Genomic DNA, 21,448 nt, shown 5'->3' on the forward strand with positions numbered 1-21,448 from the left:
AATCAGTTCAATGATTTATTTTTTACCTTGCCCATAAAAAGTTACGAATGAGTAACAAAAAGGGCAAGTATAAAACCTGCCCTCAAAGCAATCAATATTAAAACTAAACTAGCGATCGCTACTTAATTACCAATTTGGGGCGCACTCAAAGAAACTTTTAGGGTTTCGTCTTTTTGCTGTGCTAATGTCGGTACGGAATCACGCAATCTTGCTGTCAATTGTACAGTTGTCGCGTCATACATCTGAGTCAGCAATTTTGGATAGAAACCAATACCAATAATTGGAATTAACAAACAGGCAATGATAAAGACTTCACGGGGTTCGGCATCTATCAAAGCTTGGTGAGAAACTAATTCCTTGTTCTCTTCTCCATAGAAAATTTCTCGCAACATCGACAACAGATAAATCGGAGTTAAAATCACTCCAACTGCCATCAAGAACACTACAATGACTTTGAAGGTAGAGCTATAAGCATCGCTAGTAGCAAAGCCTACAAACACCATCAATTCTGCCACGAAACCGCTCATCCCTGGCAATGCCAAAGAAGCCATCGAACAGGTAGTGAACATAGCGAAAATTTTCGGCATTCTCTTCGCAACACCACCCATTTCATCCAACATTAGGGTGTGGGTGCGATCGTAAGTTGCGCCAACCAGGAAGAACAAACTCGCCCCAATTAACCCGTGGGAAACCATTTGTAACACCGCCCCACTCAATCCTAAATCAGTGAAGGAGGCGATACCAATCATCACAAAGCCCATGTGAGAAATTGAAGAGTAGGCAATTTTTCGCTTTAGGTTGCGCTGGGCAAAGGATGTCAAGGCAGCGTAGATGATATTAACTACCCCTAAAACCACTAACACTGGTGCAAAATAAGCGTGGGCATCGGGGAGCATTTGGGCATTCATCCGAATTAAGGCGTAACCGCCCATTTTCAAGAGAATACCTGCTAATAACATGTGTACAGGTGCTGTCGCTTCACCGTGGGCATCAGGTAGCCAGGTGTGCAAAGGAATAATCGGCAACTTGACGGCGTAGGCAATTAGGAAGCCAGCATAGAGAGCTAGTTGGAAATTCAGGGCGAAATCTTTTAAGGCGATCGCTCTCATGTCGAACGTCACCGTATCGCCGTAAAATCCCATTGTCAGGGCAGACAGCAAAATAAATAGCGAACCGCCAGCAGTGTATAAAATGAATTTGGTCGCTGCATATTGCCGCCTTTTACCTCCCCAAATCGACAGCAGGAAGTATATCGGTACTAGTTCCAGTTCCCACACCAGGAAAAATAACAGCATATCCTGGACGGCGAACACGGCAATCTGACCGCCATACATCGCCAAAATCAAGAAGTAAAATAGCTTGGGCTTGAAGGTGACAGGCCAAGCTGCTAAAATCGCCAGCGTGGTAATGAATCCAGTCAAAATAATTAGGGGCATGGATAAGCCATCTGCCCCTACTGACCAATTCAAACCGATTTGTGGTACCCAGGGGTAACTTTCCACCAACTGCAAATCTGGATTGGAGAAATCATACCCAGTATAAAAAGCATAAACAATTAGTGCAAAATCTATCAGCCCCACGATAAGGGAGTACCAGCGCACTGTTTTGCCTTCTTTATCAGGAATGACGGGAAGAAGTAGCGACGCGGCTATCGGAAACAGAATAATCGTCGTCAGCCACGGAAAATTAGCTATATTCATCACAATTCGTCTGCTATCAAAATCATGTTTGGCAAAAAGTCACTAGTTATTAAGTAACAGCTTTTTAGGGATTTCGTCTTCCTCGTTAGGTTGATTTAATTAAATTGGCAATCCCTCGTTTCTTCTGTTGGGAGTCTCTTTTGACCTTTGGGCGTGCGGAATGTAGGTTGTGATACTCCCGGTCAGGTCAACAATTTACCCTAAAAAAGTTGGTAAACTAGAATTTTAGCGGTGCGATGTCTACGACAAGCCGCTCCATGTCTACGCGTAGCCTACCGCATCTCTAAAAATACAAGATGCTGTTTAGTGTTGATTCGGTACAAAAAAGCATCACAGGAGAAATAACACTATGATAATCGCACAAATTGAAAGTCAGATTCGTTATGTCACCAACGTAAATGGAGAAACAACTGATGTACTCGTCCCTGTAGAACTTTGGCAACAGCTTATAAGTTCCATAAATTCTGATAACGTCAGTGGTTTAGCTTGGATTGATGAACAAGAGCCAAAAGCACAAATATTAGCCGATTTGCAAGAGTCCGTGCGACAAGCAGCACTAGGACAAACCTTTCCAGTTTCAGAGCTTTGGGACTACAGTAAGCGATTTGATTGAGTTTTTTTTAGTAAAATAGACAGGGAAAGTTGATAAGGGAAATTCGATTATGTCATCTCCAGCGATCGCTACTGTAGTTAAGATGATGGAATCTTTATCTGAAGATGTACAAGAAAGAGTTGTGGAACATCTTCTAGAGTACCTGGAAGATTTGCAAGATGAATTGAAATGGAATAAATCATTTAAGAAAACTCAACAACAACTGATTGCATCTGCCCAATCTGCTAAAAGAGAGATTGCAGAAGGACTTGCAAAACCTATGAACTATGAAAATTTGTGAAGTCTGCAACTCTTCCTTCTTTTTGGGATAAATATCAGTCTCTTGAAAAGCAAGTTAGACAGAGTGCGAAAAAAGCTTATCAGTTATGGAGAGAAAATTCTTTTCATCCGTCTTTGCATTTCAAATGTATAAATAACGAGGAGAATATTTGGTCTGTCAGAATAACTCGCAATTATCGAGCAATTGGGGTTTTGGAGGGTGATACAGTTACATGGTTCTGGATAGGTAGCCATGACGATTATGAAAGCTTTTTTTCATAACACGATCGCTATTTTATTTACCAATTATAATAAAATTCCATAATCTGAATAACCCATCGCTAAAGCAGAAACACAAATAAGAACACTAAACTGCATATCTAATAATCTCCAATTCTGCTCCATTATTAACAGCTAACTCTGCTTTTTATAAAACTTTTACACTTTGTCAATGAATCTTTAGCTCTTATTCGATACTTTCAGATATCATCGATTTTGAGTGAGCTTAAGCAATTGCTATGACGAAGAAGTGGATTCTGTATAGTAAAGAAGATAGGCAAGTTAAATGCCCTACTTGCATTAATAAGTTGTCGCCTGTTAAAAATAAACATCCACTAGAGGGAGAATCGCTCGCCGAACTAAGAGAGGCACACAGCTGGACAGATAGATTCGATGAAATGCTCTTTTCAATTCGGTCAGTTTCAATTCTAGGAAAATGTAGTACGGCAAAATACTTAGAATGTCCAAACATACCCGATCATCATAGAGAAAATGCTAAAGATTCTACTAGGCTTTATAGAGAGCATCCATCAAAGTATTTCGATAATATTGGACAGTATTACTGGGTAGATTTTGATATTATTACTTCAGATAAATCGACAATGAAATTACGAATGGTTGTCAATGAAGGTGAGGCTGATTGTAATGATGGTCAGTGGGGAGAAGTTTGGCAGCGCAATACGGGAAAGCCTGTTGCACAGATATTGAGTACTGGTGACATAGAAACGACAGTGCAAACCAGTTCAAGCGAATTGGGAAAGCTTGTGAGTTTTATAATCGAAATCGTAGTGTTTTACTCTTGGCGTTGATATCTATATAATCAAAGTCTCCGGTCTAACATAACCTCTGAGACAGACGAGAAAATCATTTGCCTATTCGCTACCTTTTTCTGAACTAGGAGGTTTTTGAGTAATCTAGGAGACTGTATATTAAATTACTAAACTATCAGCCAAAAAAAAGGAGTCTAAATTAGACTCTTAAAACTCTTAAAAAACTTAGGGGTGGACGATCGCCCACCCCAATGAAAATCAGGTAACACCAAAGACAATCACTAAACCCAAAACCGCCCCAAACACAATCAAGGCATAGAATTGAGCGCGACCGTTTTCTAGGTACTTCAGACCTTCACCGCTAACAAGAGTAAAAAAGCCTGTGAGGTTAACAGCACCATCTACAACGCGGAAGTCAACTTCCATAACTTGTCTAGCTACGCGACGCAAGCCGAGGACAAAAACCCGATGGTAAATGTCATCAAAGTACCACTTGTTGAGCGATAACTCGTAAAGTGGTTGGATTTTAGCAGCGATCGCAGCCGGGTCAATTTTACGGCGCAAATACATCAGCGAAGCCAGGGTAATCGCAATCAAAGAAATTCCGACTGAGGCACCCGCCATGATGTAGAATTCCGTCGGATTAAACTCGGAAGCCTTTTCTATAACTTCGGAGAGAGTTTCACTAGGAGGAAAGATAAACTCTTCAAAATAATTGGCGTAGGGAGTTCCCACCAAACCAATCAAAATCGAAGGCACAGCCAACAGTGCCAACGGCAGCGTCATCGTCCACGGCGATTCGTGGGGGGAGTCGCTGTGATGCCCGTGGGAGTCATGGGAGTCATGATGCTGACTAGTTGCTGCCAATTCTCCTTTCTTCATCGCCCCAGGCCCAAAATTCGGGACTGGTTCTTCTGACTCTAATTCCAGGACAATTGTCGCCGCAGCTTTCTTGAGTTTTTCCTTGATTTTCTCGTCAGTACCCCGGAATTTGCCTTCAAATGTCATGAAATACATTCTAAACATATAGAAAGCTGTAATCCCGGCAGTTAGCCAGCCAATCATCCAAAGAAATGGGTTAGCCTCAAAAGCCTTCCCTAGAATTTCATCTTTTGACCAGAAACCAGCAAAAGGCGGAATACCAGAAATTGCCAAGCAACCAATCAAAAAGGTAATTGAGGTGACGGGCATATATTTTCGCAGTCCACCCATCAGCCGCATATCTTGCGCTAAGGCCGGATCGTGACCGACGACACCTTCCATACCGTGAATTACAGAACCTGAACCCAAGAACAGCATCGCCTTGAAATAGGCGTGGGTCATCAGGTGGAATAGTCCAGCACTGTAGGAACCTATTCCCATTGCCATCACCATATAACCAAGTTGGGAAATGGTGGAGTAAGCCAAGCCTTTTTTGATGTCGTTTTGGGTAATGGCAATGGTTGCCCCCAAAAACGCCGTAAACGCCCCAGTAAAGGCAATGACATTCATTGCGGCTGGAACGTCTTCAAATACTGGGTACATCCGGGCAATCAGGAAAACACCAGCCGCCACCATTGTTGCCGCGTGAATCAAGGCAGAAATGGGGGTGGGGCCTTCCATCGCATCTGGTAGCCAGACATGGAGGGGAAATTGGGCTGATTTTGCAACTGGGCCTAAGAAAACTAAAATCGCCAACAGGACAGCGAGAAAATTGCTGATAGAACCTGATTGCACGAGCTGAGCGAGGCGATCGCCCATGATATTAAAATCAAAGCTTCCTGTTGCCCAGAACAACCCCAAAATGCCGAGTAACAAACCAAAGTCGCCGACGCGGTTGGTAACAAACGCTTTTTGAGCGGCATCGGCTGCTGACTTGCGATCGTACCAAAAGCCGACCAGCAAGTAGGAACACATCCCCACAAGTTCCCAGAATATATAAATCTGTACTAGGTTGGGGCTGACCACCAGACCTAACATTGAGGAGCCAAACAAACTGAGATAGGCGTAAAACCTCACGTAGCCGGGATCGTGAGCCATATAGCCATCGGTGTAAACCATGACTAAACAGGCTACCGTTGTTACAATCACCAGCATTAGGGCTGTCAGGTGGTCAATAGTGTAGCCCATGCTCAGGTGAAAATTACCTGCTGCCGCCCACTCAAAGGTGCGGAGATAGGGCGGGTGTCCTTGAATTTGACTCCATAACAAGGCAAACGACAGCCCCATAGCTGCTGCCATCATGAAGATAATCACCACAGCGTTAAGCTGCCGTAGGCGGTTTGTCACCTGATTCAACGAGATTAACCCTAGACCGACCAGCATTGCCCCAAAAAGAGGGAACACCGGAATCAGCCAGGCATACTGATAGATTACTTCCATCACTGACGCCTACTTTTAGAATTCTTGATTTAGCGTGTCGAAACTGTTAATAATTGTGACACACACCCTTTAGGATAAAATAACCCACCCAAGACTGATTGGGTGGGGTGTTAAGCATGGTTTTAGATTTGGTCATTAGTCATTAGTCATTAGTCATTGGTCATTAGTCATTTGTCCAATGCCCCATGCCCCATGCCCCATGCCCTATTCCCAATATTCATCAAGCTGATCGACACTCTAAGTCCACTGTTTTTGGACTCTTGTAGATTTTCGCGTAATTGCTGTAGCTGGCTTTAATGTCTTCTAAAGCTAGACGTAAATCTTCTCTGCCGCGAAAGCCTTCTAAGCGATGGCGAACAGTGCCATTTTGAATCAGTAGTAAAGTTGGCAGTGACTTTAGCCTATAAGTAGTAGACAATTTAAAATTTTGATCGGCGTTAACCCCAACTAATTTAATTTCGTCCCCACATTGGGCTTGAAATTGCAACAACAGTGGGTGGATAATCCGACACAAGCCACACCAAGGTGCTTCAAAGTTAACTAAAACAGGAATAGGTGATTCTAAAACTTCTTGAGTAAATGTCCGTTCACTAACCGACAACACCATGACGCCTCTTGGATTATAAGGTTTTTATATCAAACTACCTATCAGTACTGAAGTGAAGGATTGGTAAGTCAGTAACTGCCGATAGATACTTTCAGGAACCAAATCTCAGGACACAGAATAATTGGGCAAAAATTCAGCATGTTAATGTGTCTCTGACGTAAAAAGCCACTGCGACTCTCACTGTGGCTTTTTCGGATGTTAGACTCCTGATTGCTTTGTCCGCCTGGGATTTGACTGAATCTGCTACTGACTCCCAAGGAAAGACAACGGGTCTTCAACTACCAATATAAAATCTTAAGCCGACTAAACGCACCCCCACTGATAGATGTTTGAATTTATCCTACATTGATTCGGAGCAATTGATAAGCGGAAATTCCAATCTATTTGGGATTTTCTGCTGACATTGGGGATCGCTTAAATCTCCCATTTTATTCTACCAGTTGCTTCCATCAACAGAGGGTGCGACCACCAAAGCAAAGCGATAAAAATGGCAACTCCCAAATAGGAAGGGCGGAGAAATTCCTGCCATAAGATAGATTGACGGCCGTCAATAATTGCTTTAAAGGGAATAATTGAAGTCCGTTGTTTGGCAATTTCAAAGGCTTCCCCATAGCGATCGCTTAGACGGCGATCCCCATGCCAAACCCCAAACAAGTGATGCAACACCAATCCAATGGAAGTCACAAGGGTAAAGGTAGTACCTAGCCAGAGAGTATGGGCAACACACCAGATTATTTGTCCCACCATCTGGGGATGACGGGTAATTCGAATAATTCCTGTTTCGTAGAGATGAACTTGGGGCTTTTGAATGGCAGCAATTTCTAGTAGATTGAAGGTAGCAGGATATAAAAACAAAAACGAGATTGCTGACAGCAGCCAAACAAATTCTCGTACTCCTGGCACTCCTTGTACCTGCCAAAGTTGCAAACCATCATAGCGGTGCCCAAAAAAGTAAATAATTAATATCACAGCCAACGGTAGGCTGACTAATGCAAAGAAAATGCGATAAAGCCTTGGGCCAATATATTTTTCTGCCCAAGGACGCAAAGCAGCGCCTCCACTGTGAGCGATCGCAAAAACTATTTGTAACCCCAGTATGACAAAATGACTGGGTGTCAACCAAGAAATCAGCAGCATATAAACGGGTGAAGTAATTTAAAGAAAATTGAATTCAGTACAACCAATACCACAAAGTATTCCAAAGGAGACTTTAGTCAAGATGTTGTGCTACTGTCCTTTTCGAGTCAAGTCTTCAAGTTTAATATGCAACAAATCAGACGCGGCTGATTGCTGCCAAAGTTTATTTGTTGTGTGCATCCGCTCCTTTCAATGTTTGTGGGTTGAGCCTTATGTCTGACCTTCCTTTCACTTTAGATCAGTTACGGATTTTAAAAGCGATCGCACAAGAAGGAAGCTTCAAGCGTGCCGCCGATAGTCTTTATGTCTCCCAGCCTGCCGTCAGCTTACAAGTCCAAAATCTTGAACGGCAGCTAGATGTCCCTTTATTCGACCGTGGAGGACGACGTGCCCAATTAACTGAAGCAGGACATCTACTCCTAAATTACGGTGAAAAAATCCTCAGTCTGTGTCAAGAAACCTGCCGCGCCATTGAGGATTTACAAAATCTCCAAGGCGGTACGTTAATTGTCGGTGCTTCTCAAACCACCGGCACTTATCTTTTGCCTAGAATGATCGGAATGTTCCGACAAAAATATCCAGATGTGGCAGTGCAATTACACGTCCACTCTACCCGGCGGACTGCTTGGAGTGTCGCTAACGGACAAGTTGATCTGGCAATAATCGGCGGTGAAATTCCTGGTGAACTGTCAGAATCTTTGGAAGTTCTTTCTTACGCAGAAGATGAACTAGCGTTGATTTTACCTGTCTTTCACCCCTTTGCCAAACTTGAAACAATCCAAAAAGAAGACCTATATAAATTACAATTCATTGCCCTAGATTCCCAATCGACCATCCGCAAAGTGATTGACCAAGTGCTAGGACGCTGTGAAATTGATACCAGACGTTTTAAGGTTGAAATGGAACTAAATTCCATTGAAGCAATTAAGAATGCTGTGCAATCTGGTTTAGGGGCTGCTTTTGTTTCAACAAGTGCGATCGCTAAAGAGTTACAAATGGGTGTTCTGCACCGTACCCCTATTGAAGGGGTAGTCGTCAAACGGACGCTATGGTTGATTTTTAATCCCAATCGCTATAGATCCAAGGCCGCAGAAGCCTTTAGTCAAGAAATTTTGCCCCAGTTTGCTAACCCTGGATGGAGTCAAGATGTGTTAAAATTTACACAAAAAAACATCGTGGTAACTACATTGGATATAGCAATACCCGCCTCCTCTGGCGAAGACTAAAATCTGGTAACACAATTTTGGATTTTAAATTTAAGATTTTGGATTGACCCCATAGGAAAAGTGGAGCTTGAGATCATGAAATTATTTGATTCATCTCCACGAATTAATTCAAGGGTATAAAGCCAACATTTTAGATTTTGGATGGGAAATTTTTCCTTAACTCCAAAATCTAAAATCTAAAATCTAAAATTAGTTAAGGTTATTAGTCCTTTGTTTTTTGTAAATGACCAATGACTAATGACTAATCACGAAAATGGAAGTTTACTGTACTCGTCCACGTTGTCCACGCCCACAAAACTATTTTGCTGATTTAGATGATATTACAACCCTGAAAACAACGCAGCAAAAATACTGTACTACGTGTGGTATGCCACTGCTGTTAGATGGTCGATATGTACCCACGAAGTTGCTGGGAAGGGGTGGATTTGGAGCAGCATTTTTGGCACGCGATCGCCGCATCCCAGGAATGCGTCAATGCGTGGTTAAGCAGTTTCAACCAGTGGGTAATTTAACCTCAACTCAACTGCAACAAGCACAGATAATGTTTGAGAGAGAGGCAGACGTTCTAGCACAACTTGGTAACGATCACGAACAAATTCCTGACCTGTTTGCCTTCTTCCCAGTGATAGTTAATAGTTCGCAATCAGGACAGGAAGACCAATTTTTTTACTTAGCACAAGAATATATTGATGGGCAAAATTTAGAAGAAGAATTAGTTCAACAGGGTAAATTTTCTGAACACCAAGTCTTAGAGGTGCTGCAAGAAATCCTGAAGGTGCTAAAGTTTGTCCATGATCGAGGCATTATCCACAGAGATATTAAACCTTCTAACATCATGCGCCGTCGTGATGGGAAACTTTTCCTCTTAGATTTTGGCGCAGTTAAGCAAGTAACAAATGTTGCACTAGGAGCTGCTTCTTCCACAGGAATTTATTCTATGGGATTTGCACCACCTGAACAGATGGCTGGGGGGCAAGTATTCCCATGTACAGACTTATACGCTTTAGCTGTAACTATTATTACCTTATTAACAAATCAAGAAGCAATTCAACTATTTGATGCCTATAGCAACCAGTGGAAATGGCGGGAGCAAGTAAATGTCAATCCTCGCCTTGCTGACATTTTAGATAAGATGCTGTTACCTGCTGCTAATCAGCGCTTTCAATCGGCGCAGGAAGTTCTAAATACACTTTACTCACAGCCTCTAGCCGCTACACAGCTTAATTCGCCTTCTGTAACACTTCCACCACAATCACCTAAAAGTTTTAATCCCGTCGTCTCCCAGCCTTCACCAACTCAACCAGCGTTTTCTACAGTGGAATTGTTGGGTGGAGCGGCATTTAGTGGATTTGAGGGGGCATTGATAGCGATCGCCCTCTTCAGTCTAGTACAATCACCAATAGTTACTTTAAGCGTTGTATGTGTAATTTTGGGAATACTGGTATTTGCCCAAACCAGACGCTGGATTGAAAAGTTCGATTTATTAATTATTCCGACAATTACTTTTGCGATTATTTTTTTTATTCCCTTTTTACAAGGGGGTCTTGGCATTCAGGCAGTGGTCATTTTATCAGTTGCAGCAGCATTGGTAGCCATTTCACTTACAGCCATATTTCGGCTTATTTATAAATTATTATCTCTCATCCTTTAAAAAGCTTTTGGTGCTAATAGTCACATAATGTCTCAGAAAAACGAAACACTTCCTGGGGGAATTTACTATGCTTCTGCCCCAGAGGTTGTACCTCAGTGTATTATTAAATCCATACCACTGGGACGCACAAGCAGTCAATTAGTGCCTCCTTACCAACAACCGTTTGTACCTCCATCTCAATGTCCCAGTAAACGTAATCAATTGAATAGTCAGGCATTTCGTAGTGGAGATTATGCAATTACCCGCAATTTATTTGTAATTATTAAACAGAATGGTCAAGCAGATCAGCAAGCTGGCGAAGCTTATGCAAATTGGCTGCTGACACCTCAGAGTCAAGGCCTGATCGAAAAGGCTGGATTTGTCAGAATTAAATGATCAAATGAGTTAGATTTAGCCAAATAATAAACATTTTTATTTTATTAAAATTTGTTCATGTCACAAAAGAATGAAACCGCAGTTTTAGCCTTGGCTCTGTTGCTGACAGTTGGAATAGTTGGCGGAGGTGTGTGGTGGTTTACTAATGGCTCTGGAGTCAAAATAAGTAATACCATCATTCCAGGTTCAGAAGCAGGCAAAAATCCATCCCTAAAAGATCGGATTAGTTTTGGGGACAAAACTTTGACTCCAGGTGCGGTTTCTGCTGCAAAAAAAGAAGGAGTCCAGGCGATCGCTGCTAAAAGTTATGATAAAGCGATCGCTAATTTCACAGATTCCCTAAAACTCAACCGTAACGATCCAGAAGCACTGATCTTTCTTAATAACGCCCGCATTGGCTCTTCCAAGAGTTACACCATTGTGGCTTCCGTAGCAATAGGCACTGACCCCAATGCGTCTTTAGAAATTTTACGTGGCATCGCTCAAGCCCAAAATGAAATTAATACCTCTGGGGGAGCTAAAGGAGTACTGTTGAGGGTAGGTATAGCTAACGACGACGACAATCCAGAAATAGCAAAGCAAATCGCTTCTAGCCTAGTCAGCAATTCAGAAGTATTAGGTGTAGTTGGGCCCATCACTAGCGATTCTACTTTAGCCGCAGGTACTATTTATACTTCTGGACAACTTGTAGCTATTTCCCCTACCAGTACATCTGTCAAAATTTCTAACTTTAGCCGCTACGTTTTTCGCACGGTTCCCAGTGATTTTATGGCTGCGAGAAGTTTAGCCAACTATATGGTGAGAACTTTGCAGAAAAAAAATGCAGTGGTTTTCTTTAATTCACAAAGCAACTATAGCCAGTCCTTAAAGTCTGAATTTGTTTCATCTGTTTCTTTAGAAGGTGGACAGATATCCAGCGAATTTGACTTATCCAAGGCAGATTTTAGTGCAGCTAAAAGTATAGAAGAAGCAACTAAACAAGGTGCAGAAGTGTTGATGTTAGCTGCTAATACAGCAACTCTCGATAAAGCGCTGCAAGTAATTCATATTAATCAGAAACGGTTAACTCTGCTGGCAGGAGATGATGTTTATACCGCCAAAACTTTAGAGATTGGTAGAGAACAAGCTGTGGGGATGGTAGTGGCGGTTCCCTGGCATATTGACGGCGATCCTAAATCAGATTTCCCCCAGAAATCTCGGCAGCTATGGGGTGGTGATGTGAGTTGGCGAAGCGCTCTCAGCTATGATGCTACAGTGGCTTTGATTACGGCATTAAAACGCAATCCCACACGTTCTGGAGTCCAACAAGCACTCTTTTCCTCTGACTTCTCTGTCACCGGCGCTTCTGGTACAATTCGGTTTTTAGCATCAGGCGATCGCAATGCGCCAGTCCAACTTGTAAAAATCGTTCCTGGTTCTCGCTCTCGCACTGGTTATGACTTTGAACCAGTGCGTTAATCAGCAATAAAAAATTAAAAATTAACCAATAGTTAACCTAAAAAAGCTCTCAAGATGAGAAATTGAGCTTTATAGGGAAAAATATTAACGCCAACTAACAATTTATGCCTTATAGAAAAGTAACAAATAATTCAAAGGAAATTTACTATATCTAAAACCGTAAGTAATTCAGAAGTTAGGATTTGTCATAATTCACTAACAAAATACCCGTCCTCCAAATACAATCTCAAGTAGCAAGCACCTATTAAGTTAAGCACTTATATTGAATGGACGTGCGGGTAATTTACTATGTCTCAAAAAAATGAAACAACTATTCTTGTTTTATCCATCCTAATCACAGCCGGGTTAATAGCTGGCGGTTTTTGGTGGTTTAGTAGAAAGTCTGGTGTTGACCTAAATGCAATTAATTCTGGTAGCACCAAAACACCACAAGCTGTATCAGAACAACCTAGTGGCAAGACTTTTGCCTCAATCCAAGATGTTCCTACAGGATTATTCAATTATGGAGGCAGTACATCTTGGGCACCGATTCGCTTGGTAGTTGATTCACCAATTCAAGCGGCGCGACCAGAGTTTCGGCTGCGTTATGTAGAACCCAGTAATGCATCTCCTGGTTCTGGTACTGGCATCCAGTCACTGATAGACGGTCAACTAGCCTTTGCCCAGTCTTCCCGACCAGTTCTCGATCAGGAATTAAGCCGCGCCCAGCAGCGTGGATTCAGTTTGAAACAAATTCCTGTAGCTATTGATGGTTTAGCAGTCGCAGTTAACCCCAACCTCAAAATCTCAGGACTGACTGTAGACCAATTAAAGTCAATTTACACAGGCAAAATCAATAATTGGAGCCAGGTGGGTGGCCCCAATATCCCGATTAAGCTGTATTCTCGCCGCATTGCTGATGGCGGTACTGTAGAACTTTTTGTCCAAGACATCTTGGGTGGTCAAGCTTTTAGCCCCAATGTGGAATTTATCTCCACAACCACCCAAGCCTTGCAAAAATTGGCTGGTAGTTCTGGTGGTATCTACTACGCTTCTGCCCCAGAGGTGATTCCTCAATGTTCAATCAAACCCTTACCGTTGGGGCGAACACAAGGGCAATATATTGCTCCTTACCAAGAAACATTTGTCCTCCCGTCTGAATGTCCTGGTAAACGGAACAAATTGAATATTGAGGCTTTCCAATCAGGAAAATACCCGATTACCCGCAATCTGTTTGTGGTGGTCAAACAGAATGGTCAGACTGAGCAGCAAGCAGGTGTCGCTTACGCCAACTTACTGCTGACTGAGCAGGGACAGGAATTGATTACCCAAGCTGGATTTGTCAAAATTCGCTGACACCTAGGATTACACTCAGGCAGAGTGGCGGAAATCGCCGCTCTGAACTCTGCTTTAACCAGCTCTATTAATCGATTCTGCTGGCAAACAAATTAAATTATCCCCTTGGGTGAGGATTAAGCCGCGTTGACGCAGCTTACCCATCAAGCGGGTGACGGTGACACGGGTCGAACCAATCGCGCTACCAATTTGGGCATGGGTGAGGGGAAAAGGCAGACAATAGCCGCGAATCACATCAGGATCGGTGTCGCTCATTGCTGGCTCTCCATATTCCTCAATTAACAATGTGAGAAATCCTAAGAGTCGATCAATTGTACGGCGTTGTCCCAAGGCACTCAGCCACAGCAGCTTACGCTGGTGCTGATACCTAAAGGCATCCATAACTTCACGACGGAAGTGAGGCCAGTTGTCTAGGTCATGCCAGTACATCCACAGCACCGCAGTTTGGTCAACATGGGCGTAAGCCTGGAGTGTAAATGGCGACTGAGCAACAATTTCAAATGGCTGTCCCGCTCCCACAAAACCCAAGAACGCTTCTTCTGGGGTTCTGTTGATTCGTCGAGACGTTAGCTGACTAGCTGTTGCACTAACTTGGGCAGTTCCTACCATGCGGATCGCACCCCTTTGCACCAAATATAGCAATCCAGGCCGGGCTGGAATGCGCTCATCTTTGCTAAAGGTACGGCATCGATAGTGTTCTTGAGCCCAGTCAAGAATTCGTTGCCAAGTTAAAAAAGGCCGTGATGCCTCAGAAAAGGAGGATGGAGATTGCATAGGTAACAAAGAGCGTTCGGCTGAAGACAAAGACGTGATCAAAAGGTGCAAGGAGTGTCTTTGTGTTGACGAGGCAGGCTTAACGCCTAACAGCGTCAGCCAATCCAAAGAATAGAAAGAAAATTACTCTCTACTCTTTTGTTATACTTCCTACTGTACAATGATGGTAGTAAAGTTTACTTACTATTCATCGATTATTCATCAAATTTTATCCTCTTCTCATTTTTCTTCATCTAAATTCAATTTATACCGCAAGATAGATGACAGAAAAGTAACAAATATATCTTACATGGTTGTTTAAATAATATTACGTGCATTATAAATTACCAGTTAGCAAATATAAGTCAATCAAGCAGTTATTGTACAGTTATTTAATAAAATCACTAAGCATTGATACTTATAACCCAGAGAATGGATGCATAAAAGATAAAAAAATTCCTCTACATAAAGATAGAGATGAAAATAGAGTTTTATATACCTCAAATGTGTCTCTGCAACTGTCAAAATCTCAGAATCGAAAAGCTATGGAGCTTGCTAGTGCGATCGCATCTGATTTATCAAGGACTTGTGGTGACGTTTTTCGCATCCAAATTGTTCCTCCTGGCTGGATACATTTTGAATTGACTCACTCGACCTTAGCGACTTGGTTACAAAGTCTCGTAGTTGGGAGTTTGGGGGAAGAGGGGGAGCAGGGAGCAGGGGGAGGCAAGGTGAATAACCAATGCCCAATCCCCAATCCCCAATCCCCAATCCCCAATTCACTATTTGCTATTCAGCACGCCCATGCACGTTGCTGTTCGCTGGTATTTCTGGCTCACCGAGAGGGATTGATTAAACTTAAACAACCTGTTACAAATACTAGTCAAGGTTTTTGGGATGTTATTTCTCCTAACCCTCTACCTTGGCTCAACTGTAATGAAACATTACGACTAAATCATCCAGCTGAGCGTCGTTTAATTGCCGAGTTAATACAAGTAGTAGACAACATAGAGTCCCCTGATATTAACGGTTCTGTGAAATGGGAAAAATTAGCGCTGAATTTGAGTCAAGCTTTTGAACACTTCTGGTCTAATTGCCGGATTTGGGGTGAGGTGAAAGTTACATTACCAGAGTTAGCACAAGCCAGACTTGGATTACTTATGGCTACTCAGTCAGTATTAAGATACGTACTAGAGGAAAACTTGGGTGTTTTTGCGCCCTTGGAGTTATAAATCGGTAATGTCGCTTAGGCACAAATAAAAACTTTTATAATAGCTATTGACTCAATGCATCACCTCGGCTACATTAGCAGGTGTGTGAGGAGCGAACCAGCTAGGGCACCGAGACGAAACACGGCCAGTCGTCGGTGTCCTTTCTGATTTATAGGGTTTAGGCTTGAAAAAGTGTCCTCATTACAGCAAGAACTTTTCAATTGCTACTGCTGCTCCGTCTTCCTCTACACTAGGAGCTACCCACTGCGCGATCGCTTGGACTCCTTCGGGTGCGTTGCCCATAGCTACACCAAGTCCAACAGACTCTAGCATTTCTACATCATTGAAGTTATCACCAATCGCCATAACGTTGGCTATCTTTAATCCCAGTAATTCTTCAGCTAGGTAACGCACAGCAGTTCCCTTATTCACAGAGGCGTTAGTTGCTTCAAAAAAGGTAGCAACAGATGTTGTGAGATAAAGTTCAGCAGGTGTATATTGGCGGCGCAAATTCCCCAATAACTGATCAATTAAATCTATGTCATCAGACAAAGCGAGAATTTTTGTCGGTTCATTTGTTAAAGTTTGGCGCAAATCACCAACGGGAATCGGAGTAATACCAGAACGTTCTGCATAAATTTGGGTTTCTCTGGTTATTTCACGGACGTATAGCTGATCGTTGATGTAAAAGTGGACAGATAGGAGCGATCGCAACTCAGGCTGTTCAAAATAGTCGAGTAGTTGATGAGCCATTTCCCTGGAAACAGGCCAATGGCGATGAATTTTTTGAGTAATTGGATCTTGAATCCAGGCTCCTTGATAGGCCATTAATGGTAATGTAGAGCCGATTTCTTGGTGAAAACGCAAGGCTGAACGGTACATCCTACCTGTAGCGATCGCCACTGGAATTCCTCGTGCTTGCGCTGCAACAATAGCTTGCTTTACACCTGCGCTGATGGTGTTAGAGTGTCCTGCGATCGTGCCGTCTATATCCAAAACTAGTAGTTTAATGTCTTTTGCAGCAGCCTGATAATCGGTGGATGCCAAATGGGTGGCAGATGCTTTCTGCATAATTTCCTAGATTTTAAGTTCCAGTAAGAGGTTAACAGGCTCTAGCGACCAGTGGGCAGTAATAGCAAAAATTGGGTTCTTTAGTCAACCTAACTTTTCTAACATGAGGATGCTGAATCACATGATTTTAGATTGCTATAGTTTTTTTTATATTCAAAATTCTGGATAATAATCACAACAAAAAACCCCGATTTTTTCGAGAATCGGGGTTTTTCATTTAAATTAGAAAGCCTGATGGATAGATAATATGAGAAAAACCACCTATTCAATAAAGCCTATAAATTTTACCCTTTGTTCCAGCTTTTTTTGCTTTGTGACAACAGACAAAGCCCAGCAATTAAAGCAACTCCAAGTGTGGCAGAGGGTTCAGGTACTGATTTTACATCATCGTAGTTATAGGTTACTTTGATACCTGCTTTGGCATAAGTATCAATATAGGATCTTATGTTGCCCGATCCTGTAACTAATGAGTTGGCTATGGCTGAGAACAAAAAGTCTATGTTGCCATTACCAATGAAAGACTGCAAGAATTGCGTATCAGTAAAAGTCTGGATACCAGATTGTGTGGCAGTTAAGTTAGAAAGAGTCTTTCCAGATGTGCCACTATAATCAGTGATGTTATCGTATTTGGCAACTTGGTAACTGGAAGTATATTGTGGATTCAGTGCCAACAAAGACTGATTATTTAGTTGTAAGCTAAATTGACTGTCAAGTTTTACTGTGGTTTGACTTGGGGTTGGACTTCTATTTTCAAAACCTGCATTTCCGAGTATATCTCCAGTAAATTCTATTGTTACACCTTGGAGTGTGCCTAGAGATGAGTTAAATTGTTGGACGCTTAGAGGTGTATCAATAATATCTGTGAATTCGTAATTACTAGAACTAGTGTAAGAGAGAGAAGCTGCATTAGCTGCTCCAGATGTCGCAACAATTCCTACCAGAGTTGTAGCAACAGCTAGAGTGTTCAATAGTTTTGTTGTCATGATGGAAGATGCTTTTCTAAAACGAATCATTACAGGATTACTAAGTTATTTCTAACTCTGAAACTTTGCTTGTAGTATTGATAAATTCACGTAAATTTATGTAAAGTTTTTATGTCCAAGTGCCTTCGGAAAATCTACTTTTTGATTTGTATATATAAAGTTTTGTTAAGTTAAAGAGGCTTTTATAGCGGTAATTTTATGTCGAAATATTAAGCTAGTTTTTGTTGGTTTCTGAGAAGTAAGCTAGGTCAACCTTATTAAACATAAAACGCTCAGGATATAGATCCCCGACTTCTGGTGAGAAATTGGGAATCTAGTTACTATCTGGTTATTATATTGATACTCACGTACTTAATTAGGGTGGTATCCCTGCCAAAAGTTTGTTTTACTGGGCTTCCGTACTAAAGCTGTAAATGCGTAGACATAACTTTGTCTAAAATTATATGTCAGGAGCAATTGATACGCAAAAAGTGCGCTATTGTCGCCAAAGCCAAGCTGAACAAGCATCGTAAATTGCTAACTATGTGACAAAGCTTCTGGCTAAAATAGGGCTATGTCTGAAACTTTCACTTCTGTAACTGCAACACGCCCCACGTTCATCCTTGTAGATGGACACTCGCTGGCTTATCGTTCATACTTTGCTTTCGCCAAAGGGCGAGATGGAGGACTGCGTACTAAAGCAGGCATTCCTACGAGTATATGTTTTGGTTTTGTGAAGTGCCTGCTGGAGGTAATGGCAACACAACAGCCTCAAGCAATGGCGATCGCTTTTGATTTGGGTGAGGCCACTTTTCGCCACGAAGCTGACGAGACTTATAAAGCCGATCGCAAAGAAACGCCAGAAGACTTCATTCCCGACTTAGCAAACCTGCATGAGTTGCTAAATGGCTTCAATCTACCAATTTTCACTGCCCCTGGTTACGAGGCGGATGATGTTTTGGGAACCTTAGCACAGCGAGTAACTGCGGCTGGGTATAGGGTAAAGATTCTAACTGGCGATCGCGATTTATTTCAATTGATCGACTCTGACAAAGAAATCACTGTTCTGAATTTTAGTCCAGATGCCATAAAACGCTCTACAAATAGCATTACGGAATTTGAAGCAGAACAAGTCAAAGAGAAGATGGGTGTTTTACCTTCACAAATTATCGATTTCAAAGCTCTTTGTGGAGATAAATCAGATAATATTCCTGGAGTTAAAGGAATTGGAGAAAAGACAGCAGTACAGCTGCTAAATACCTATGGTTCCCTTGACAATATTTATGCTGCATTAGATGAAATTAAAGGCGCAACTCAGAAAAAACTGGCAAGTGGTAAAGAAGATGCCGATAAGTCTCGTTATTTGGCAACCATAGTTTTAGATGTTCCTATAGAAATTAATTTAGAAGATTGCAAATTAAGAGGATTTGATACAAGCGTTTTATCCCCCATTTTAGAAAAGTTAGAATTCAAGTCTTTTTTAGGGAAAATTAACGACCTTCAACAACGTTTTGGTGGCAAAGTTGAAGAAAAGCAAGAAGCCAAAACAGATGTAGTTAATCCTAAATCAGAATTGAGAGATGATGAAGATAATGATTTGTGGTTTTTCAGCGCTAGCGATACAGCAGCAGTTCCACAACAATCTACTTCTCCTATTACACCACGCATCATCAACACCGAAGCCAAACTAACTGAGTTAGTGAAACTTTTGCAAACATTCACTAACCCCAATATTCCCGTTGGTTGGGATACTGAAACTACCGCTTTAGAACCAAGAGATGCTGAGTTAGTAGGAATTGGTTGCTGTTGGGGAATGCAACCAGATGAGGTAGCGTATATTCCTCTGGGGCATAAAACTGGAGAAAATTTGCATAAAGATTTAGTACTAGAAGCATTACGCCCAATTCTTGAAAGCGCTGATTACCCTAAAGCTTTACAGAATGCTAAATTTGATCGCCTAGTTTTAAAGTGTCAAGGGATTAATTTGGCAGGAGTAGTGTTTGATCCCATGCTGGCAAGTTACATTCTAAATCCAGATTCAAGTCATAATTTGATGGATTTAGGGCAGCGATATTTGGGATTGATAGCAAAAAGTTACTTAGATTTAGTTCCTAAAGGCAAAACCATCGCTGATATAGATATTCCCTCCGTTGCAGATTACTGCGGTATGGATGCCTATTCTACTTTTGGCTTAGTGCCGAAATTGCGTGAAGAACTGGATAAACTTCCAACTTTGTCTAAGCTGTTAGTGGAAGTGGAACAGCCACTAGAAGCGGTTTTAGCCCAAATGGAATACACGGGTGTCCGCATTAATTCAGCTTATTTACAACAACTTTCGCAGCATTTAGAAACGGAGTTAGCCAGGTTAAAAGAAGAAGCAACTGAAATAGCTGGAGAAAATTTTAACTTAGGTTCCCCTAAGCAATTAAGCCAAATATTGTTTGAAAAATTGGGGTTAAGTACCAAACATTCTCGTAAAATCCAAACGGGTTTCTCTACAGATGCAGCCACACTAGAAAAACTCCAAGAAGATGATAAAAGTGGTTTTGTTGAGGCGATCATTGAGTATCGCACTCTATCTAAATTAAAGTCTACTTATGTTGATGCCCTACCTGCATTGGTGCGTCCAGATACGCAGAGGGTGCATACTGATTTTAATCAAGCAGCAACATCAACTGGTAGGTTATCTTCTTCTAATCCGAATTTGCAAAATATCCCCATTCGTACAGCTTTTAGTCGCCAAATTCGGAAGGCGTTTTTGCCTGAAGCTGGTTGGTTAATGGTGGCTGCTGATTACTCACAAATTGAATTGCGGATTTTGGCTCATTTGAGTCAAGAGCCAATATTAGTGCAAGCATATCAGCAAAATGAAGATGTTCACACTGTTACCGCACGGTTAGTTTTTGAAAAAGAAAATATAACCTCAGAAGAACGAGGGATAGCAAAAACTATCAATTTTGGCGTGATTTATGGAATGGGTTCTTTAAGATTTTCGCGCTCAACTGGGATAGATAAGAACATTGCCAACGAGTTCATTAAGCGGTTTAATGAACGATATCCTAAAGTTTTTGCATATTTGGAGCAAGTAAAAAAAGAAGCGATCGCTCTTGGTTATGTAGAAACTATTTTCGGTCGTCGTCGTTACTTTGATTTTACTAATAACAGTTTACGCAAATTAAAAGGCAGCAACCCAGAAGATATTGATCTGAGTAAATTGAAGAATTTGGGCCCTTATGATGCGGGTTTATTACGCTCGGCGGCTAATGCACCAATTCAAGGTTCTAACGCTGATATTATCAAAATTGCGATGGTAAGACTGCATGAAGTTTTGAAAAACTATCAGGCGCGTTTATTATTGCAAGTACACGATGAATTAGTGTTTGAAATTCCCCCTGATGAGTGGGAAGAATTACAACCGCAAATTAAGTCGGTGATGGAAAACGCAGTTCAGTTGAGCGTGCCGTTGCTGGTAGAGGCGCGTGTAGGTGAAAATTGGATGGATACAAAGTAAGTTGAATTTGGGACTGCGGATTTAGACAATTTTTAGTGAAAAATTTCAAAGGTAATCAAGAGTCAAAATTTTTGACTCTTGATTCTTAGATCATTGAATAGATAATAAGCTGTTTCACATTTAAATTGCATAAACTGGGCGGGCTTTTCGGCCTACCGCACAAGAGTTAT

At 41.8% G+C, this 21,448-nt stretch carries 16 protein-coding genes and 1 pseudogene; 10 read left to right on the forward strand and 7 right to left on the reverse strand.

Annotation, left to right across the window (positions count from 1 at the left end):
• Window positions 1-122: 122 nt before the first annotated feature.
• Window positions 123-1,700 carry an NAD(P)H-quinone oxidoreductase subunit 4 gene (locus IQ274_RS03810; RefSeq protein ID WP_163927468.1) on the reverse strand — a complete coding sequence of 526 codons (1,578 nt, stop codon included), beginning with the start codon at window positions 1,698-1,700 and terminating at the stop codon, window positions 123-125.
• A gap of 349 nt (window positions 1,701-2,049) precedes the next feature.
• On the opposite strand from IQ274_RS03810, the gene IQ274_RS03815 reads away from it, so the two are divergent.
• The 3 genes from IQ274_RS03815 to IQ274_RS03825 all read left to right on the forward strand — a co-directional run bounded on the left by IQ274_RS03815 (window position 2,050) and on the right by IQ274_RS03825 (window position 3,659).
• Entirely contained in the window at window positions 2,050-2,313 is a 264-nt protein-coding gene (locus IQ274_RS03815) for a hypothetical protein (protein WP_163927469.1), read from the forward strand.
• A gap of 49 nt (window positions 2,314-2,362) precedes the next feature.
• A complete protein-coding gene (locus tag IQ274_RS03820) occupies window positions 2,363-2,593 on the forward strand; it encodes a hypothetical protein (protein WP_163927470.1) in 231 nt (76 codons plus the stop codon).
• A gap of 496 nt (window positions 2,594-3,089) precedes the next feature.
• Window positions 3,090-3,659, forward strand: a complete 570-nt coding sequence (locus tag IQ274_RS03825; protein WP_194141475.1) for a hypothetical protein — start codon at window positions 3,090-3,092, stop codon at window positions 3,657-3,659.
• A 219-nt stretch (window positions 3,660-3,878) separates the two neighbouring features.
• Here the strand turns inward: IQ274_RS03825 and IQ274_RS03830 are convergent, their stop codons facing one another.
• The 3 genes from IQ274_RS03830 to IQ274_RS03840 form a co-directional block, all read right to left on the reverse strand.
• On the reverse strand, window positions 3,879-5,981 hold the full coding sequence (locus IQ274_RS03830) for an NAD(P)H-quinone oxidoreductase subunit 5 (protein WP_163927473.1): 2,103 nt from the start codon (window positions 5,979-5,981) through the stop codon (window positions 3,879-3,881).
• A gap of 220 nt (window positions 5,982-6,201) precedes the next feature.
• Window positions 6,202-6,588, reverse strand: a complete 387-nt coding sequence (locus IQ274_RS03835; RefSeq protein ID WP_163927474.1) for a thioredoxin family protein — start codon at window positions 6,586-6,588, stop codon at window positions 6,202-6,204.
• A gap of 414 nt (window positions 6,589-7,002) precedes the next feature.
• On the reverse strand, window positions 7,003-7,725 hold the full coding sequence (locus IQ274_RS03840; protein WP_175586533.1) for an NnrU family protein: 723 nt from the start codon (window positions 7,723-7,725) through the stop codon (window positions 7,003-7,005).
• Between the two features lie 212 nt (window positions 7,726-7,937).
• On the opposite strand from IQ274_RS03840, the gene IQ274_RS03845 reads away from it, so the two are divergent.
• From IQ274_RS03845 to IQ274_RS03865, 5 genes and pseudogenes are all read left to right on the forward strand, one after another.
• Window positions 7,938-8,951 (forward strand): LysR family transcriptional regulator, encoded by a 1,014-nt coding sequence (locus IQ274_RS03845; RefSeq protein ID WP_114084359.1) that lies wholly within the window; start codon window positions 7,938-7,940, stop codon window positions 8,949-8,951.
• Between the two features lie 253 nt (window positions 8,952-9,204).
• Window positions 9,205-10,602, forward strand: a complete 1,398-nt coding sequence (locus IQ274_RS03850) for a serine/threonine-protein kinase (protein WP_163927475.1) — start codon at window positions 9,205-9,207, stop codon at window positions 10,600-10,602.
• A gap of 51 nt (window positions 10,603-10,653) precedes the next feature.
• A pseudogene (locus tag IQ274_RS03855) lies at window positions 10,654-10,977 on the forward strand (phosphate ABC transporter substrate-binding protein); the annotation flags it as partial.
• Between the two features lie 57 nt (window positions 10,978-11,034).
• Window positions 11,035-12,435 carry an ABC transporter substrate-binding protein gene (locus tag IQ274_RS03860; RefSeq protein WP_194141476.1) on the forward strand — a complete coding sequence of 467 codons (1,401 nt, stop codon included), beginning with the start codon at window positions 11,035-11,037 and terminating at the stop codon, window positions 12,433-12,435.
• A gap of 288 nt (window positions 12,436-12,723) precedes the next feature.
• On the forward strand, window positions 12,724-13,770 hold the full coding sequence (locus IQ274_RS03865) for a PstS family phosphate ABC transporter substrate-binding protein (RefSeq protein WP_194141477.1): 1,047 nt from the start codon (window positions 12,724-12,726) through the stop codon (window positions 13,768-13,770).
• Window positions 13,771-13,824: 54 nt separating this feature from the next.
• On the opposite strand, the gene IQ274_RS03870 is transcribed toward IQ274_RS03865, so the two are convergent.
• Window positions 13,825-14,544 (reverse strand): Crp/Fnr family transcriptional regulator, encoded by a 720-nt coding sequence (locus IQ274_RS03870; RefSeq protein ID WP_012412419.1) that lies wholly within the window; start codon window positions 14,542-14,544, stop codon window positions 13,825-13,827.
• Between the two features lie 311 nt (window positions 14,545-14,855).
• On the opposite strand from IQ274_RS03870, the gene IQ274_RS03875 reads away from it, so the two are divergent.
• Window positions 14,856-15,755 carry a DALR anticodon-binding domain-containing protein gene (locus tag IQ274_RS03875; RefSeq protein ID WP_194141478.1) on the forward strand — a complete coding sequence of 300 codons (900 nt, stop codon included), beginning with the start codon at window positions 14,856-14,858 and terminating at the stop codon, window positions 15,753-15,755.
• Between the two features lie 180 nt (window positions 15,756-15,935).
• Here the strand turns inward: IQ274_RS03875 and IQ274_RS03880 are convergent, their stop codons facing one another.
• Window positions 15,936-16,805 (reverse strand): Cof-type HAD-IIB family hydrolase, encoded by an 870-nt coding sequence (locus IQ274_RS03880; RefSeq protein WP_194141479.1) that lies wholly within the window; start codon window positions 16,803-16,805, stop codon window positions 15,936-15,938.
• A 284-nt stretch (window positions 16,806-17,089) separates the two neighbouring features.
• Window positions 17,090-17,788: a choice-of-anchor E domain-containing protein gene (locus tag IQ274_RS03885; protein WP_163927480.1), complete on the reverse strand. Its 699-nt coding sequence runs from the start codon at window positions 17,786-17,788 to the stop codon at window positions 17,090-17,092.
• 553 nt (window positions 17,789-18,341) lie between these two features.
• Between IQ274_RS03885 and polA the strand changes: the two genes are divergently transcribed.
• Window positions 18,342-21,278, forward strand: coding sequence for a DNA polymerase I (gene polA, locus IQ274_RS03890; protein ID WP_194141480.1), 2,937 nt, complete (start codon window positions 18,342-18,344; stop codon window positions 21,276-21,278).
• Window positions 21,279-21,448: the final 170 nt, after the last annotated feature.

Source organism: Nostoc sp. LEGE 12447 (assembly GCF_015206985.1).
Classification (GTDB): domain Bacteria; phylum Cyanobacteriota; class Cyanobacteriia; order Cyanobacteriales; family Nostocaceae; genus Nostoc.